At 67.6% G+C, this 15186-nt stretch carries 14 protein-coding genes; 10 read left to right on the forward strand and 4 right to left on the reverse strand.

What is annotated here, in order from left to right; genetic code table 11:
• The first annotated feature begins 3 nt into the window (after positions 1 to 3).
• The 4 genes from B7G54_RS28620 (at position 4) to B7G54_RS28635 (ending at position 3728) form a co-directional block, all read left to right on the forward strand.
• Positions 4 to 648: an alpha/beta hydrolase gene (locus B7G54_RS28620; protein ID WP_085042101.1), complete on the forward strand. Its 645-nt coding sequence runs from the start codon at positions 4 to 6 to the stop codon at positions 646 to 648.
• A gap of 483 nt (positions 649 to 1131) precedes the next feature.
• Positions 1132 to 2445, forward strand: coding sequence for a D-alanyl-D-alanine carboxypeptidase family protein (locus tag B7G54_RS28625; protein WP_085042102.1), 1314 nt, complete (start codon positions 1132 to 1134; stop codon positions 2443 to 2445).
• A 48-nt stretch (positions 2446 to 2493) separates the two neighbouring features.
• A complete protein-coding gene (locus tag B7G54_RS28630) occupies positions 2494 to 3420 on the forward strand; it encodes a D-amino acid aminotransferase (RefSeq protein ID WP_085042103.1) in 927 nt (308 codons plus the stop codon).
• Positions 3420 to 3728 carry an HP0495 family protein gene (locus tag B7G54_RS28635; RefSeq protein ID WP_011353335.1) on the forward strand — a complete coding sequence of 103 codons (309 nt, stop codon included), beginning with the start codon at positions 3420 to 3422 and terminating at the stop codon, positions 3726 to 3728. The genes B7G54_RS28630 and B7G54_RS28635 overlap by 1 nt, the downstream gene beginning before the upstream one ends.
• On the opposite strand, the gene B7G54_RS28640 is transcribed toward B7G54_RS28635, so the two are convergent.
• A complete protein-coding gene (locus B7G54_RS28640; RefSeq protein WP_085042104.1) occupies positions 3712 to 4698 on the reverse strand; it encodes a transcriptional regulator GcvA in 987 nt (328 codons plus the stop codon). The two genes, B7G54_RS28635 and B7G54_RS28640, sit on opposite strands and share 17 nt — an antisense overlap.
• A 102-nt stretch (positions 4699 to 4800) precedes the next feature.
• Here B7G54_RS28640 and B7G54_RS28645 point away from each other — a divergent pair, with 102 nt between their 5' ends.
• The 6 genes from B7G54_RS28645 (at position 4801) to B7G54_RS28670 (ending at position 10020) form a co-directional block, all read left to right on the forward strand.
• Positions 4801 to 5127 (forward strand): DUF2917 domain-containing protein, encoded by a 327-nt coding sequence (locus B7G54_RS28645; RefSeq protein WP_085042196.1) that lies wholly within the window; start codon positions 4801 to 4803, stop codon positions 5125 to 5127.
• Positions 5128 to 5211: 84 nt separating this feature from the next.
• Entirely contained in the window at positions 5212 to 5967 is a 756-nt protein-coding gene (lipB, locus tag B7G54_RS28650; RefSeq protein WP_085042105.1) for a lipoyl(octanoyl) transferase LipB, read from the forward strand.
• Positions 5960 to 6952: a lipoyl synthase gene (lipA, locus tag B7G54_RS28655; RefSeq protein WP_085042106.1), complete on the forward strand. Its 993-nt coding sequence runs from the start codon at positions 5960 to 5962 to the stop codon at positions 6950 to 6952. Before lipB ends, lipA begins: the two co-directional genes overlap by 8 nt.
• A gap of 251 nt (positions 6953 to 7203) precedes the next feature.
• Positions 7204 to 8220 (forward strand): taurine ABC transporter substrate-binding protein, encoded by a 1017-nt coding sequence (tauA, locus tag B7G54_RS28660; RefSeq protein ID WP_085042107.1) that lies wholly within the window; start codon positions 7204 to 7206, stop codon positions 8218 to 8220.
• Positions 8221 to 8260: 40 nt separating this feature from the next.
• A complete protein-coding gene (locus B7G54_RS28665; RefSeq protein WP_085042108.1) occupies positions 8261 to 9058 on the forward strand; it encodes a taurine ABC transporter ATP-binding protein in 798 nt (265 codons plus the stop codon).
• Entirely contained in the window at positions 9058 to 10020 is a 963-nt protein-coding gene (locus tag B7G54_RS28670; RefSeq protein ID WP_085042109.1) for an ABC transporter permease subunit, read from the forward strand. The genes B7G54_RS28665 and B7G54_RS28670 overlap by 1 nt, the downstream gene beginning before the upstream one ends.
• 106 nt (positions 10021 to 10126) lie before the next feature.
• Here the strand turns inward: B7G54_RS28670 and B7G54_RS28675 are convergent, their stop codons facing one another.
• The 3 genes from B7G54_RS28675 to B7G54_RS28685 form a co-directional block, all read right to left on the reverse strand.
• On the reverse strand, positions 10127 to 11926 hold the full coding sequence (locus tag B7G54_RS28675; protein WP_085042110.1) for a YadA family autotransporter adhesin: 1800 nt from the start codon (positions 11924 to 11926) through the stop codon (positions 10127 to 10129).
• A gap of 347 nt (positions 11927 to 12273) precedes the next feature.
• Positions 12274 to 14151: a gamma-glutamyltransferase gene (ggt, locus tag B7G54_RS28680; protein ID WP_085042111.1), complete on the reverse strand. Its 1878-nt coding sequence runs from the start codon at positions 14149 to 14151 to the stop codon at positions 12274 to 12276.
• Between the two features lie 71 nt (positions 14152 to 14222).
• Entirely contained in the window at positions 14223 to 15185 is a 963-nt protein-coding gene (locus B7G54_RS28685) for a LysR family transcriptional regulator (protein ID WP_085042112.1), read from the reverse strand.
• Position 15186: the final 1 nt, after the last annotated feature.

The following is a 15186-nucleotide window of genomic DNA, read 5'->3' on the forward strand; positions in this document are numbered from 1 at the left end:
CGAATGAACGTTCATACGCAGAAGTCGCTGATCGCGGGCCCGGCCGGGCAGATCGAAATCGCGGTTGACCTCCCCGATGCCGTGCGCGAAAGCGGCGCCGCGCCGCGCGGCATCGCGCTCGTCGCGCATCCGCACCCGTTGTTCGGCGGAACGATGGACAACAAGGTCGCGCAAACGCTGGCGCGCACGCTGGTGCAACTGAACTACGTCGTGTTCCGGTCGAACTTCCGCGGCGTCGGCGCGACCGAAGGCGTGCATGACAACGGCACCGGCGAAGCCGACGACTTGCTCGCGGTACTCGCGCACATGCGCGCGCAGCCCGCGTATGCGGACCTGCCGCTCGTGCTCGCGGGCTTCTCGTTCGGCACCTTCGTGCTGTCGCATGTCGCGAAGCGCCTGCGCGACGCGGGCGAGACGATCGAACGGATGGTGTTCGTCGGCACGGCCGCGAGCCGCTGGCAGGTGGCCGACGTGCCCGAGAACACGCTCGTGATCCACGGCGAAACCGACGACACCGTGCCGATCGCTTCCGTGTACGACTGGGCGCGGCCGCAGGAACTGCCGGTCGTCGTGATCCCCGGCGCCGAGCATTTCCTGCATCGCAAGCTGCACGTGCTGAAGCGCATCATCGTCGACGCGTGGCGCTAGCCTGCGCGCGGGTGCCGGCGTAACGCCGGCGGCCCGCGTCGCCTGGCGCCTACGACCGCCGGCACGCGCCGGACGCGCGCGCCCCGCGCGACATCGCGCCGCAGCGTGCGGCGCCACCCGACTTCCACCTCGCCTGCGCACGCCTTTCGCACACCTTCGCGTGCGATGTCGCGCAGCTTGCCGGCACCCTGCGCTCGATGCCGATGTGCGGCCGTCCGGCGCCAGGTTCGCGAAAACGCCCTGCGCGGCCACGTATAATGGCCGCATTTCGCGTCGCCCGCGGCCCGGCTGGGCCCATGCGGCGCTCGTTTCGCCGCTTGTCCGCCCGCTCGCGACGGCCGCGAACCGAACGCGTCCGCACGAGTCCAACCGGCGCGTTTCGCGTCGCCTGCTGTTTCGGGCGAGTGCCCGAAACGCCCGCCGCCTTGCCGTTCAACCCTGCGCGTTTCGCACCGCACTTTCTGCCATCAGCCTGAATCGATCATGCGTCTGTCTTCCCAAGGCCTCAAGTCCCTCGCTTCCTCCATCGCCTTCGGCACCGCCGCGCGCAACGTCGCGCTCGGCGTGATGCTGCCAGTCGCGCTCGCGTCGACGATCGTCGTCGCCGAGGCGAAGCCGGCCGCCAAGGCCAAGGCCGCGCATGCGGCGCCGGCCGCCGCCGAGCAGTTCACCGGCGCGCCCGCGACCTACATGCCGGGCGCGGTGCCGCCGCCGGGCGTGAATGCGCGCTCATGGGTGCTCGTCGACGCGACCAGCAACACGGTGCTCGCATCGGGCAATGCCGATGAACGCGTCGAGCCCGCATCGCTGACGAAGCTGATGACGGCGTACCTCGTGTTCGAGGCGCTCGACAAGAAGAAGATCTCGATGGAGCAGATCGTCACGCCGAGCGAAGCGGTGCGCCGCGTCGGCCGCGACGAGTCGCGCATGTTCATCGAGGCGAACAAGCCGGTGTCGGTGCACGACCTCGTGTACGGGATGATCATCCAGTCGGGCAACGACGCCGCGATCGCGCTGGCCGAACTCGTCGGCGGCAGCGAAGGGCAGTTCGTCACGTTGATGAACGACGAGGCGCAGCGCCTCGGCATGAAGGGCACGCACTTCGCCGACGTGAACGGCATGCCCGACCCGAACCACTACACGACGGCCGGCGACCTCGCGAAGCTGTCCGCCCACCTGATCCGCGATTTTCCGCAGTACTACAGCATCTTCTCGGAGAAGGAATTCAAGTACAACAACATCCGCCAGGGCAACCGCAACCGCCTGCTGTGGCTCGACCCGACGGTCGACGGCCTGAAGACGGGCCACACGCAAGCGGCCGGCTACTGCCTGATCGCGTCGGCGAAGCGCGCGATTCCGGGCGTGGACGGCCAGCGCCGCCTGGTGTCGGTGATGATGGGCGAGCAGAAGGAAGGCGAGCGCACGCAGGACAGCATGAAGATGCTGAACTATGGCTACAGCGCGTTCGATTCGGTGCGCCTGTTCAAGGGCGGCCAGGCGATCTCGACGCCGCGCATCTACAAGGGCAAGGAAAACACCGTGCAGGTCGGCGTGAAGGGCGACCAGTGGGCGACCGTGCCGCGCGGCCTCGGCGACAAGGTCAAGACCGAAGTCGCCGTCAACGCGCCGCTGATCGCGCCGTTCGCGGAAGGCCAGCAGGTCGGCACCGTGAAGATCGTCGCCGACGGCAAGACGCTGTCCGAATTCCCGGTCGTCGCACTGCAGGCCGTGCCGGAAGCGGGTATCTTCGGGCGTATCTGGGACTCGATCCTGCTGATGTTCAGCAAGAAGAAGTAAGCACGACGGGCCTTTGTTTTCACGACTTCATCCCCATCTGTCATTGCCATGAGCCAAGCCGAATTCGAACCGATCGTCTACCTCAGCGTCTCGTCGCAGGAGGAAATGGTGCCGCTGTCGGAAGCCCGTGTACCGGTGCTCGATCGCGGGTTCATCTTCGGCGACGGTGTGTATGAAGTCGTCCCCGTTTATGCGCACGACGGCGCGCACGTGCCGTTCCGGATCGAACAGCATCTGGCGCGGCTCGAGCGCAGCCTGAAGAAGATCGGCATCGCCAGCCCGCACGACGACGCGGGCTGGCGTGCGCTGATCGAGCGCGTCGTCGCGGCGAATGCCGGAGGGCTCGGCGACGGCAACGCGCTCGTCTACTTGCAGGTGACGCGCGGCGTCGCGAAGCGCGGCCACGCGTTCCCGGCGAACGCGGTGCCGACGGTGTTCGTGATGACGAGCCCGCTGCGCCTGCCGTCGGAAGAGGAGCGTGCGAAGGGCGTGCGCTGCGTGACGGCCGAGGATCGCCGCTGGCTGCATTGCGACATCAAGTCGATCTCGCTGCTCGGCAACGTGCTGATGGCGCAGCATGCGGCCGAACGCGATGCATTCGAGACGCTGCAGCTGCGCGATGGCAACCTGACGGAAGGCTCGTCGTCGAACGTGTGGATCGTGAAGAACGGCGAGCTGCTCGCGCCGCCGCGCAGCAACAAGATCCTCGAAGGGATCCGCTACGCGCTGATCGAGCAGTTGGCCGACGAATGCAAGATCCCGTTCGTCGCGCGCGAGATCAGCGAGGTGGAATTGCGGGCGGCCGATGAAATCATGATCACGTCGGCCACGAAGGAAGTGCTGCCCGTCACGTCGCTCGACGATCTGCCCGTGCAGGGCGGCAAGCCGGGCCCCGTGTTCGCGGCGTTGTATGAAGCGTACCAGCGCGCGAAGGCGCGCGAGTTTGAACAGTTTGACCTAACCCGGAGAAAATGATGAGCGAACCGACCAAAACCATCGAGGTGACCGGCGCGATCGATACCCGGAAGGAGTCGCTGCTGGAGTTCCCGTGCGATTTCCCGATCAAGATCATGGGCAAGGCGCATCCCGAGTTCAAGGACACGATCTTCAAGGTCGTCGCTGTTCACGACAACGAGATCGATGTCGAGAAGATCGAGGAGCGTGCGTCGAGCGGCGGCAACTACACGGGCCTCACGATCACCGTCCGGGCGACGAGCCAGGAACAGCTCGACAACATCTATCGCGCACTGACCGGCCATCCGATGGTCAAGGTCGTACTCTGAGCGCCTTCCATCCTCCCTCTTGCGCGCACTCGGCGGGGGTCTTCCCCGCCGCGCGCCGCGCGTCCAGCTCGTCGCACAGCCGCTTGTATTCGGCGACTTCCTGAAGCAGCCAGGTTCTGAACGCCTGCACGCGCGGCGTGTTCAGGAGCGGCGGCGGACACACGAAAAAATAGTGCCACGGGCTCGGCCCGTCGATGTCGAACAGGCGCACGATGCGTCCGTCCAGCAGGTCGTGCACCGCGAGCGAGCGGCGCACCAGCGCGATGCCCTGGCCGTCGATCGCGGCCAGCAGCAGGTTCGACGAATCCTGGTACAGAATCCCCCGTTTCGGTTCGGTCAGCGTCTTGAGGCCGGCCGCGTCGAACCACGGCCGCCACAGCTCGTCGTCCGAGCGCAGCAGGTTGTAGTGCACGAGATCGGCGGGCGTTTGCGGCAGCTTGCCGCCATTCAGCGTCGGCGAGCACGCCGGAAAGAACACCTCGTCGAACAGCGGCTCGACGTGCAGCCCCGGATAGTTGCCGTTGCCGAAGCGGATCGCGAGATCGACGTCGTCGCGCGCGAAATCGGTGAGCGAATTGGTCGACTGCAGTTCGACGTCGATTTCCGGATGCCGCTCGATGAACGTGCCGATGCGCGGCGTGATGAAGCGCGCGGCGAACGACGACAGCATCGACACTACGAGCCGCCGGTCGCGGTCGCTCGCGCGCACGTCGCGCGTCGCGTCGGCGATCACCATCAGCGCGGTGCGGATCTGCTGCGCGTAGCGCATGCCGGCGTCGGTCAGGCACAGCCGCTTGCCGTTGCGCGTGAACAGCTGTATGCCGAGCTCTTCCTCGAGCGCGCGCACCTGGTGGCTGACCGCGCCGTGCGTGACGTACAGCTCGTCGGCGGCGCGCGAGAAATTCTCGTGACGGGCGGCGGCTTCGAACGCGCGAATCGCGTTCAGCGCAGGCAGCTGGCGGAGGTCCATTTGCTAATTTTCCTCACATTGACGTGAAAATTGGTCGTTTTGTCGGACGCCTTGAAGTGACTACGATTGTAGCCATCGAAGCATTTATTGGCGGAGTCGATCATGCAAGAAATTTCTTCAAGCACCACGTTCGAAATCCCCGCGGGCGAAACCGTGCCGATGAAGGTGCAACGCAGCACGCGGCTGGTGGTACAGCGCGGTCCGGTGTGGGCGACGCGCAGCAACGACGTCAACGATTACTTCCTGGTCGACGGCGAGACGCTGAAGCTGCGCCGCGGCGAGCGGCTGTGGCTCAGCGCGGAAGGCCGGGAGGGCACGTGCGTGGCGTTCTCGGTGTCGCGGCCGCCCCGGGAAGTCGCGCTCGGCGGGCTCGCACGGCTGCGCGAACGCGTGACCGCGCTGCTCCACGACGGATGGCGCACCGTCTGACCATTGTTTCCTCCGACGGATACCGGCGATCCGTCCCCCTCCCAAGGCCGGCGAGACCCACGGGTTTTCGGTAAACTACCGCCCATGTCCGTTTCGCCGGTTTCCATCGTGTCCACGCCTGTTGCCGTTTCCGCATCGCCCGCCGGGTCCCCGGGTCAGCCGGCCCAGCCGGTCACCGTGCGCTGGCGAGGCGTCGAGACCTACGAGGCGAGCTTCGACGCGATGCGCGCGTTCACCGACACGCGCACGGCCGACACCGGCGACGAGATCTGGCTGGTCGAGCATCCGCCCGTCTACACGCTCGGCCAGGCCGGCGACCCGGCCCACCTGCTGGTGGCCGACAGCGGCGTGCCGCTCGTGAAGGTCGACCGCGGCGGGCAAATCACCTACCACGGCCCCGGCCAGATCGTCGCCTACCTGCTGCTGGACCTGCGCCGGCGCAAGCTGATGGTGCGCACGCTGGTGACGAAGATCGAGGAGGCCGTGATCGAAACCCTCGCGGCGTATAATCTCGCTTCGGTCCGCAAGGCGGGCGCGCCCGGGATCTACGTGGCATCCGGCGTGCACGAGGGCGCGAAAATCGCGGCCCTCGGCCTGAAGATCCGCAACGGCTGCAGCTATCACGGGCTGAGCCTGAACGTGAAGATGGATCTGCGCCCGTTTCTTGCGATCAACCCGTGCGGCTATGCCGGACTGGAAACTGTCGACATGGCGAGCCTCGAGGTTGCCGCCGACTGGAACGACGTTGCCCACACGCTGGTGCGCCGTCTGATCGCCAACCTCGACGGCGCATCCGCGGCCGCCGACAAGCCGCAGGCACTGGAACAATCGAATGACTGACGTTACCGCTTCTCCCGCACCGGCCGATTCGGCCGCCCCCGCTGCGTACGATCCGACCGCCAAGCAGAAGGCACAGGCGAAGACGGCGCGCATCCCGATCAAGGTCATTCCGATCGAGAAGCTGAAGAAGCCCGAGTGGATCCGCGTGAAGGCGGCCACCGGCAGCTCGCGCTTCAACGAGATCAAGACGATCCTGCGCGAGCACAACCTGCATACCGTGTGCGAGGAAGCGAGCTGCCCGAACATCGGCGAATGCTTCGGCAAGGGCACCGCGACGTTCATGATCATGGGCGACAAGTGCACGCGCCGCTGCCCGTTCTGCGACGTCGGCCATGGTCGCCCCGATCCGCTGGATCCGGACGAGCCGAAGAATCTCGCACGCACGATCGGCGCGCTGAAGCTGAAGTACGTGGTGATCACGAGCGTCGACCGCGACGACCTGCGCGACGGCGGCGCCGGCCACTTCGTCGAGTGCATCCGCGAAGTGCGCGAGCAGTCGCCGGAAACGCGCATCGAGATCCTGACGCCGGACTTCCGCGGCCGTCTCGACCGTGCGATCTCGATCCTGAACGCCGCACCGCCGGACGTGATGAACCACAACCTCGAAACGGTGCCGCGCCTGTACAAGGAAGCGCGCCCGGGTTCGGACTACGCGCACTCGCTGAAGCTGCTGAAGGACTTCAAGGCGCTGCATCCGGACGTCGCGACGAAGTCGGGCCTGATGGTCGGCCTTGGCGAGACCGAAGAGGAAATCCTGCAGGTGATGCGCGACCTGCGCGCGCACGACGTCGACATGCTGACGATCGGCCAGTACCTGCAGCCGTCGGAGCACCACCTGCCGGTGCGTGCGTACGTGCATCCGGATACGTTCAAGATGTACGAGGAAGAGGCGTACAAGATGGGCTTCACGCACGCGGCCGTCGGCGCGATGGTGCGCTCGAGCTATCACGCCGATCTGCAGGCGCATGGGGCGGGGGTGGTCTGAGCGCCGTTGCTCCCGTCGTCTTCGGACGAACCTGAAAAGCCCGCAGCGATGCGGGCTTTTTTGTTGATGCGGACGCCATTCCTGCGTTCGCACGGCAATCGCCACCCGACCGGACGCGCGATCCAGTCGAGCATGAAAAGCAAAGCTGAAACATCATCGATAGCTTCGCAGGATAAGTTCGCTCCCGCCGCACGCAAAGCCCGTAAAGTCGGCTCTCCCGCAGCAATGCCCGCATTCCGAAGGAGAGCCGCATGTCCCGTTTCAGCTTCATCCGCCGCGCCGTCGTCGTGCTGACCGCCTTTGCCGCGTTCGGCGCGGCGCACGCCGAATCGCGCGAAGTCGTGATCGCGTACCAGGACATGGTCGTGCCGTGGCGCTACGCACAGGCAAGCGGTGAAGTCGAAAAGGCGACCGGCTACAAGGTCACGTTCCGCAAGCTCGACAGCGGCGCCGACGTGATCCGCGCGCTCGCATCGGGCTCCGTGCAGCTCGGCGAGGCCGGGTCGAGCCCGATCGCGGCCGGCCTGTCGCAGGGGCTCGATATCTCGCTGTTCTGGGTGCTCGACAACATCAACGATGCCGAGGCGCTCGTCGCGCGCAACGGCTCGGGCGTCACGAGCATCGCGGCGTTGAAGGGCAAGAAGATCGGCGTGCCGTTCGTATCGACATCGCACTTCCATACGCTCGTCGCGCTGCAGGCCGCCGGCGTCAATCCGAACGACGTGAAGATCGTCAACCTGCGTCCGCCCGAAGTCGCGGCCGCATGGACGCGCGGCGACATTGACGCGACCTATATCTGGGATCCGGTGCTCGCGAAGGTCAAGCAGTCGGGCACCGTGCTGACGACGTCGGGCCAGGTGGCGAAAGAAAGTGGCAAGGCGACCTTCGACGGCTTCGTCGTGAGCCGCAAGTTCGCGCGCGAGAACCCCGAGTTCGTCACGCGTTTCGTGAAGGTGCTCGCAGCTGCCGATGCCGACTACCGCGCGCATGCGGCGGCGTGGAAGGTCGGCTCGCCGCAGGTCGCGGCGGTCGCGAAGGTGTCGGGCGCGAATGCGCAGGACGTGCCGGCCAGCCTCGCGCTCTACGCATTCCCGACGGCGGCCGAACAGGCTTCGCCGACGTGGCTCGGCGGCGGCGCGCAATCGGGCGCCGCGAAGTCGCTCGCGGCCACGGCCACGTTCCTCAAATCGCAAGGCACGATCCAGACGGTACTCGCCGACTATTCGGCCGGTGTCGATCCGCAGTTCGTGCAGAAGGCCGCGCGCTGAGCGCGACCATTCAGCCCACTCATCGCGGAGTCCTTCGATCATGAGCACGCTGGAAGTCCGTCAGGTCTCGGTCTCTTATCCCGGCGAACGCGGCCGGCCGACGACGCAGGCGCTCGCGCGCGTCGACCTGCGCATCGATGCCGGTGAGTTCGTCGTCGCGCTCGGTGCGTCCGGCTGCGGGAAGACGACGCTGCTGAACTGCATGGCCGGCTTCGTCGCGCCGACGACGGGCGACGTGCACGTCGACGGCGTGCCGGTCACGGGCCCCGGCGCCGATCGCGGTGTCGTGTTCCAGAAATACGCGCTGCTGCCGTGGCTCGACGTGCTCGACAACGTCGCGCTCGGGCTGCGTTTCGCGCGCGTGTCGAGGGCCGAGCGTGAAGCGCGCGCGACTGAGATGCTCGCGCTCGTCGGTCTCGAGCGCCACGCGCATGCGCGCGTGTACGAGCTGTCGGGCGGGATGCAGCAGCGCGTCGGCATCGCGCGTGCGCTCGCGAGCGACCCACGCGTGCTGCTGATGGACGAGCCGATGGGGGCGCTCGACGCGATGACGCGCGGCACGATGCAGGCGCTTGTGCTCGACGTGTGGGCGCGCACCGGCAAGACGGTGTTCTTCATCACGCACGATGTGGAGGAGGCGCTGTTCCTCGCGACGCGTCTCGTCGTGATGACGCCGGGCCCCGGCCGCATCGCGGAAACCTTCGAGTTGCCGTTCGCGCGGCGCTACGTCGAATCGCGCGATGCGCGCGCGGTGAAGTCTTCGCCGGATTTCATCGCGTGGCGCGAGCGGCTGATCGAGTACCTGCATCGAGACGAGGTGGTCGCGGAGACCGCGTGATGCACGAATTCGCGCGGCACGGCGTGGCCGTCGGGCGCGGCCGGAACAGCACTTTGCACAGGCAGGACAGCATGAGCACACAGGATTCGTGGACGGCCGATCGCGCGGCCGCCGATTTCGAACAGGATGATCGCACCCCGCCTCGGGCGGCCGAGCGCCGAGCGCCGTCGTCGCGCCGCTACCGGTTGCCGGGGCAGGGAAAGACGGCCGGGTTGAGCGCCGCGACGGTCGCGGCACTGGCCGCGCTCTGGTGGGTCGCGACGCATTTCCAGTGGCTGCCGCCGCTGTTCCTGCCCGCGCCGGAAGCCGTGTGGACGGCATTCGTCGATGCATGGCACGGCCGTATCCAGGGCGGCCTGCCACTGTCCGAACATCTGCTGTGGAGCGCCGGGCGCGTGTTCGGCGCGTTCCTGCTCGCGACCATGATCGGCGTGCCGGCCGGCATCCTGATGGGCGTGAGCCGAGTTGCACGCGGCGTGCTCGATCCGCTGCTGGAGTTCTACCGGCCGCTGCCGCCGCTCGCGTACCTGCCGCTCGTCGTGATCTGGTTCGGTATCGATGAAACGGCGAAGCTCGTCGTGATTTTCCTCGCGTGCTTCGCGCCGATCGCGATGGCTGCGCGTGCCGGCGTGCGCGCGGCAACGGTCGAACAGATCAATGCCGCGTATTCGCTCGGCGGCAGCTTCGCGCAGATCGTGCGCCACGTGGTGCTGCCGGCCGCGCTGCCGGAAATCCTCACCGGGCTGCGAATCGCGATCGGGTTCGGCTGGACGACGCTCGTCGCGGCCGAGATGGTTGCCGCGACCGCCGGGCTCGGGCAGATGGTGCTCAATGCGTCGAGCTTCCTGCGCACGGACATCGTCGTGATGGGGATCCTGATCATCGGCGCGATCGCATGGCTGTTCGATCTCGCGATGCGATGGGTCGAGCGGCGAGTGGTGCCGTGGAAGGGGCGGGGATAGGGGCTGGATAAGGTCGATCGCCTCGTGCCATCAACGGACAAGAAGGGGCAGGGATTCGTGCCGGGCGAATCCCTGCCCCTTGTTATTTGATGCCCATTGCGACGGCTTACCAGCGATATCCGGCGCCGGCGCCGACTGCCACCGTGCCGCGCGTATTGGTGGACCCGGATGCCTTGACCACCCAGCGCCCGTTGCGCGTGGCGGTGGACAGGCCGAACGCGACGGCCGACTGCCCGCTGTAAGTACCGCCCGCGATCGACACCATGCTTTCGCCCGCCAGCGACGCTTGCGGCAGGTTCGCGATCGCGACGGCGGATGCGATGCCGCCGCTTGCGTCGCGCCGGTAGTGGTCGATGTCGGATCGTACGCTGCCGATGCGATCGTTCAGCTGTTGCACGTTCACGGCATCGGTCGGCGCGGTGCCGGCCTTGACGTTGGTGATCTGCCGCTCCTGGCCGGGCGCGCCGACGGAGACGGTGTTGTCGCGATCGGCGACGGAGTTGTTGCCGAGCGCGACCGAATTGTTGCCCGATGCCGTCGCGTTGTTCCCGATCGCAAGGCTATCGTTGCCGGACGCAGTTGAGCCGTTGCCGAGTGCCATCGAATTCGAGCCGGTCGCGCCCGAGCCGTCGCCGAGCTGCGCGAGCTGGTTACCGTGGTCGCCCGCTGGCGGCTTGACGGTGGGGCCGTTCTTCTCGATGTCCGACAGGCGCGTGTTGAGCGAATCGAAGCGGCTGTCGAATTGCTGCTGCATCGTAAAGAGCTGCCCGCCATTGACGGCCTGCATGCCGCCCGCGACGATCGCACCGGGCCGCACGTTGTCCAGCAGCGTGCCGCCCACGCCGCCGAGCGTCGCACGACCGAGCGACAGATCGTCGTACACGAGCGCGCTGAGCGGCTTGCCGTCCGGGTCGACCAGGCCGGCTGCCTTCAACTGCGCGATCGTCACGGCGTCGGTATCGCCGACGCCGTTCGACAGCCCGGTCAGCGTGCGCGTGCCGTTCGCGCCGGCGACGCTGACCGACGTGCCGCCCTTGTCTGCGCCGATCGAGATCGCGAGGCTCGCGGGATCCTGCCTCACGAGGCCGGTACTGCCGTTGTTGATGCGCGTGCCGAGATCGTCGACGTCGACGCGGATGGATTTGACGTCGCCCTCGACGTTCGTGACGCGGCCGTCGAGCGTCGTGATCGACTGCGTGGTGGCTTTGGCCCGATCGTCCAGATTCGTCAGCGCGCTGCCGACATCGTTGAACGACTTGCCGTCGATCGCGTAGTTCGGAGCGCGCACGCTTCCGTCCACATTGATCGTGGCGCCGCCGCCGAGCGCCTCGACGGCCGGCTTGAGCTGTGACAGGTTGACGGCGTCGGTGTCGTTCGTACCGGCGCGAAGATTGACGAGCTGGCGCTCGTTGCCGCTCTTGCCGATCGACACCGTGTTGCCGCGGTCGGCGACGCTGCCCTGGCCGAGTGCGACTGCATCGTGTGCGGTGACCGACGCATCCGCGCCGAGTGCGAGCGAGCGGTTCGCGTTGATGTTCGACCCGACGCCGAGCGCGATCGATCTATCGCCGTGAACGTTCGCTCCTTCGCCGATGGCGATCGTGGAGCGCCCGTCGGCGATTGCTCCTCCGCCAATTGCAATTGCCGAGTAATCGCCGCCGGTTTCCCCCTTTGCTTGCGCACCTGGCCCAAGCGCGATCGAACCCGCGCCCGTTGCGCTGGGTGGCGGGGCTTCACCGGCCTTGACAACGAGGTTGTCGAGAACCAGATCGGGCTGCGCAGCATAGCTATAGCCGGAAGCGAGCGCGACGAGCGAGAAGGCGAGTGCGGACAGGCGTGGCCGGTGCGTCGCAATGCTCCAGCGGACGCGCGCGCTATCGGGGGGCGTAGTGATGGGGTGAATCATGAATCGGACTCCTGATTGTTGGGCTTTGCGCACGCAGCCTGGAATGATGGCAATACGCTTCGTCTGCAGCGGAGCTGCATCGTCGTTGCGAACGGGACGAGCGTAAAAGACGGCTGCGGCTTGAGCGGACGACTATACGGAGCGACTTATAGGTCGTCGATCAGACGAATACGAAATTTGAGGCGAGAGGTATGGGACGCGATATCAGGCGTGAAGTGCGATATCGCGGTCGGACTGGGGCGAAAGGCAGGGCGCGCGCGGCGCCCGTAAGACGAGTCCGTATGTCGCCGCGGATGGGCGGTCGAATGGCTTTGCGCGGCGCGTTGCGCCGCCGCGCACGGGCATGCTCACTCCCCCATCGCGACCCCTTCCCGCCGCGGATCGGCCCCACCGAACCACACCGTCTGCCCCTGCACGTTCAGCCGCTGGATTCCCTGCAGCCCCGAGTTCATCTCGACGACCCGCACGTCGTGCCCGCGGCCCTTCAGCCCGTCGGCGAGCGCGTCCGACACGCGGCCGCGTTCGAGCTGAGTCGGCCCGTTCATCGACCCGAAGTTCGGCAGCGCGATCGCCTGCTGCATCGTCATCCCCCAGTCGAGCACGCCGACCAGCGTCTTCGCGACGTGGTTGATGATCGCGGGGCCGCCGGCCGAGCCGACGATCATCGTCACCTGCTTCGTCTTCTGGTCGAACACGAGCTCCGGCGACATCGCCGAGCGCGGCCGCTTGCCGGGCTGCACGCGGTTCGCGACCGGCCGGCCGTTCTCGCTCGACACGAACGAGAAATCGGTGAGCTGGTTGTTCAGCATGAAGCCGCGCACCATCAGCCGCGAACCGAACGCGTCCTCGACGCTGGTCGTCATCGACAGCGCCTGGCCGTAGCGGTCGACGATCGCGATGTCGGACGTCGACGGCAGCTCGGGGCTGCGGTCGTCGGCCATCGCGAGCGCCGCGCCCTGCGGCGTGCCGGCCTGCGCGACGCCCATGCTGCTGTCGCCGATCAGGTGCGCGCGCTGCGCGAGATAGGTCTTGTCGGTAAGGCTCGCCCAGCTGCCGCCCGGCAGCGGCACGAAATCGGGATCGGCGACATAGCGCGCGCGGTCCGCATACGCGAGGCGCCCGGCTTCGCTGAACAGGTGCGCGGCGAACGGCGTCGGCTCGTAGCCGACGTCGTTGCGCACCGGCTTCTGCGCGCCGATCTGCTGCCAGTCCGGCATCGCTTCGAGGATGCCGAGCATCTGCGCGATCGCGAGGCCGCCCGACGACGGCGGCGGCATCCCGCACACGACCGAGCGCCGGTAGTCGGCGCACAGCGGCACGCGCACCTTCGCCTTGTAGCGCGCGAGATCCTGGAGCGACAGCAGGCCCGGGTTGGTCGGGTGCTTGCGCACCTTCGTGACGATGTCGCGGGCGATCGCGCCGCTGTAGAACGCGTTCGCGCCGCGGTCGGCGACCTGGCGCAGCACGGTCGCGAGCGCGGGGTTCTTCAGCACGGTGCCGGCCGCCTTCGGCGTGCCGTCCGCGTTGTAGAAGTACGCGCGCGCGGCCGGGTCGTTCTTCAGGTACTTGTCGTTCGCGATCAGCATCGCGAGCCGCGGGCTGATCGTGAAGCCGCGCTCGGCGAGCCGGATGGCCGGCTGGAACAGCCGGCGCCACGGCAGCTTGCCGTGCGCGCGGTGCGCGGCGTCGAGCATGCGCAGCACGCCCGGCGTGCCGACCGAGCGCCCGCCGACGACGCCTTCATAGAAGCCCATTGGCTGGCCGGTCGGCCCGTAGAACAGGCGGTCGGTCGCCGCGGCCGGCGCGGTTTCGCGGCCGTCGTACGCCTGCGTCGCGTTGCCGTCGAAGTACAGCAGGAACGCGCCGCCGCCGATCCCCGACGATTGCGGCTCGACGAGCGCGAGTACCATCTGCGTCGCGATCGCCGCATCGATCGCGGTGCCGCCCGCCTTCAGCATGTCGTAGCCGGCCTGCGTCGCGAGCGGGTTCGCGGCCGCGATCATGAAGTGCTGCGAGGTCCAGCCCGGCTTGTCGGTCCAGCCGGACGACAGCTCGGGCGCGTGGAAGCCGGGCAGCGGCACGGCGGCGCCCGATGCGGCGACGACGGGCACCACTGCGCCCGACGACGGCGTGGACGGGGACGTGCAGCCGGTGTTGATCGCGACGAGCGCGACGGCAGCGAGCAGCGTCCAGGGACGCGAAGGCGGACGAATCCGGTCGAACATTGAACCCTCGGCAGCAGTGAATTCAAAGGAGGCGATGGCGCCGGCGCAACGGGGCTGCCCGCCCCGGCGCGCTATTGTCGCCGCGGGGCCGGCGGATTGTCACCCGACAGGAAACCCTGACGCATCGCGCCGGGCCCGCCCCGGCCGGTCTTTCCGGCCTGTTCGAGGATGAACTCTATGAATGTCGACGTCGCGCGCGTGTGGTGCCGGTTCGGCATGTAGAGCATGTACATGTGCGTGCCGAAGATGCTGAGCCGGTACGCGTCGAGCGACGTGACGACCGTGCCGCGCCGGATATCGTCGTGCACCACGTAGTCGGGCACGATGCCGACGCCGATCCCGCCGAGGATCGCCTGCCGCAGGAACAGGAAGTTCTCCGAAATCAGCGTGGGCTCGAGCAGCACCTCGTGGCGCTCGTCGCCGAGATACGCGGCGATCCTGAGCTGCCGGCCCATCACCGTCGCGGTGACGACGGGGGACGCCGACAGCGCGCCGAGACTCGCCGGCATCCCGTGCTCGGCCGCGAAGGCGGCCGACGCGCACGCGACGTAGCGCACCGCGCCCATGTCGCGCGCCACGAGGTTCTGCGGCGGCTCCGGCATCACGCGCACCGCGATGTCGATCTCGTCGCGCATCAGGTCTTCCACGCGGTTCTCGAACACGACATCGAGCACGATGCCCGGATGCAGCCGCTTGAAGGCAAGCAGCCAGTCGGACATCACCATCTGCCCGTAGCCGCTCGGCACCGACAGCCGCACGCGGCCCTGCAGGTCCTGGCCGAGCGTCGTCACCGATTCCTGCGCGGCGAGCAGTTCGTTGCGGATGCGCCGGCCGTGCTCGTACAGCTTCAGGCCGATCTCGGTCGGCTCGATGCGCCGCGTCGTGCGCCGCACGAGCTGCTGGCCGATCGAGCGCTCGAGCTGGTTCAGCCGGTAGCTGACGTTCGCGCGGCTCATCTTGAGCCGCTGCGCGGCCTTGCTGAGATTGCCGGCGTCGAGGATCTCGACGAGCAGCGTCAGCGCGTTCAGGTCCATG

The sequence above is a fragment of the Burkholderia puraquae genome (genome assembly GCF_002099195.1).
In the GTDB taxonomy this organism is placed as follows: domain Bacteria; phylum Pseudomonadota; class Gammaproteobacteria; order Burkholderiales; family Burkholderiaceae; genus Burkholderia; species Burkholderia puraquae.

Bases quoted from the DNA above. Each gene is read 5' to 3' on its own strand.
- B7G54_RS28620 (WP_085042101.1), top strand. From the start codon at position 4: ATGAACGTTCATACGCAGAAGTCGCTGATCGCGGGCCCGGCCGGGCAG.
- B7G54_RS28625 (WP_085042102.1), top strand. From the start codon at position 1,132: ATGCGTCTGTCTTCCCAAGGCCTCAAGTCCCTCGCTTCCTCCATCGCC.
- B7G54_RS28630 (WP_085042103.1), top strand. From the start codon at position 2,494: ATGAGCCAAGCCGAATTCGAACCGATCGTCTACCTCAGCGTCTCGTCG.
- B7G54_RS28635 (WP_011353335.1), top strand. From the start codon at position 3,420: ATGAGCGAACCGACCAAAACCATCGAGGTGACCGGCGCGATCGATACC.
- B7G54_RS28640 (WP_085042104.1), bottom strand. From the start codon at position 4,698: ATGGACCTCCGCCAGCTGCCTGCGCTGAACGCGATTCGCGCGTTCGAA.
- B7G54_RS28645 (WP_085042196.1), top strand. From the start codon at position 4,801: ATGCAAGAAATTTCTTCAAGCACCACGTTCGAAATCCCCGCGGGCGAA.
- lipB (WP_085042105.1), top strand. From the start codon at position 5,212: ATGTCCGTTTCGCCGGTTTCCATCGTGTCCACGCCTGTTGCCGTTTCC.
- lipA (WP_085042106.1), top strand. From the start codon at position 5,960: ATGACTGACGTTACCGCTTCTCCCGCACCGGCCGATTCGGCCGCCCCC.
- tauA (WP_085042107.1), top strand. From the start codon at position 7,204: ATGTCCCGTTTCAGCTTCATCCGCCGCGCCGTCGTCGTGCTGACCGCC.
- B7G54_RS28665 (WP_085042108.1), top strand. From the start codon at position 8,261: ATGAGCACGCTGGAAGTCCGTCAGGTCTCGGTCTCTTATCCCGGCGAA.
- B7G54_RS28670 (WP_085042109.1), top strand. From the start codon at position 9,058: ATGCACGAATTCGCGCGGCACGGCGTGGCCGTCGGGCGCGGCCGGAAC.
- B7G54_RS28675 (WP_085042110.1), bottom strand. From the start codon at position 11,926: ATGATTCACCCCATCACTACGCCCCCCGATAGCGCGCGCGTCCGCTGG.
- ggt (WP_085042111.1), bottom strand. From the start codon at position 14,151: ATGTTCGACCGGATTCGTCCGCCTTCGCGTCCCTGGACGCTGCTCGCT.
- B7G54_RS28685 (WP_085042112.1), bottom strand. From the start codon at position 15,185: ATGGACCTGAACGCGCTGACGCTGCTCGTCGAGATCCTCGACGCCGGC.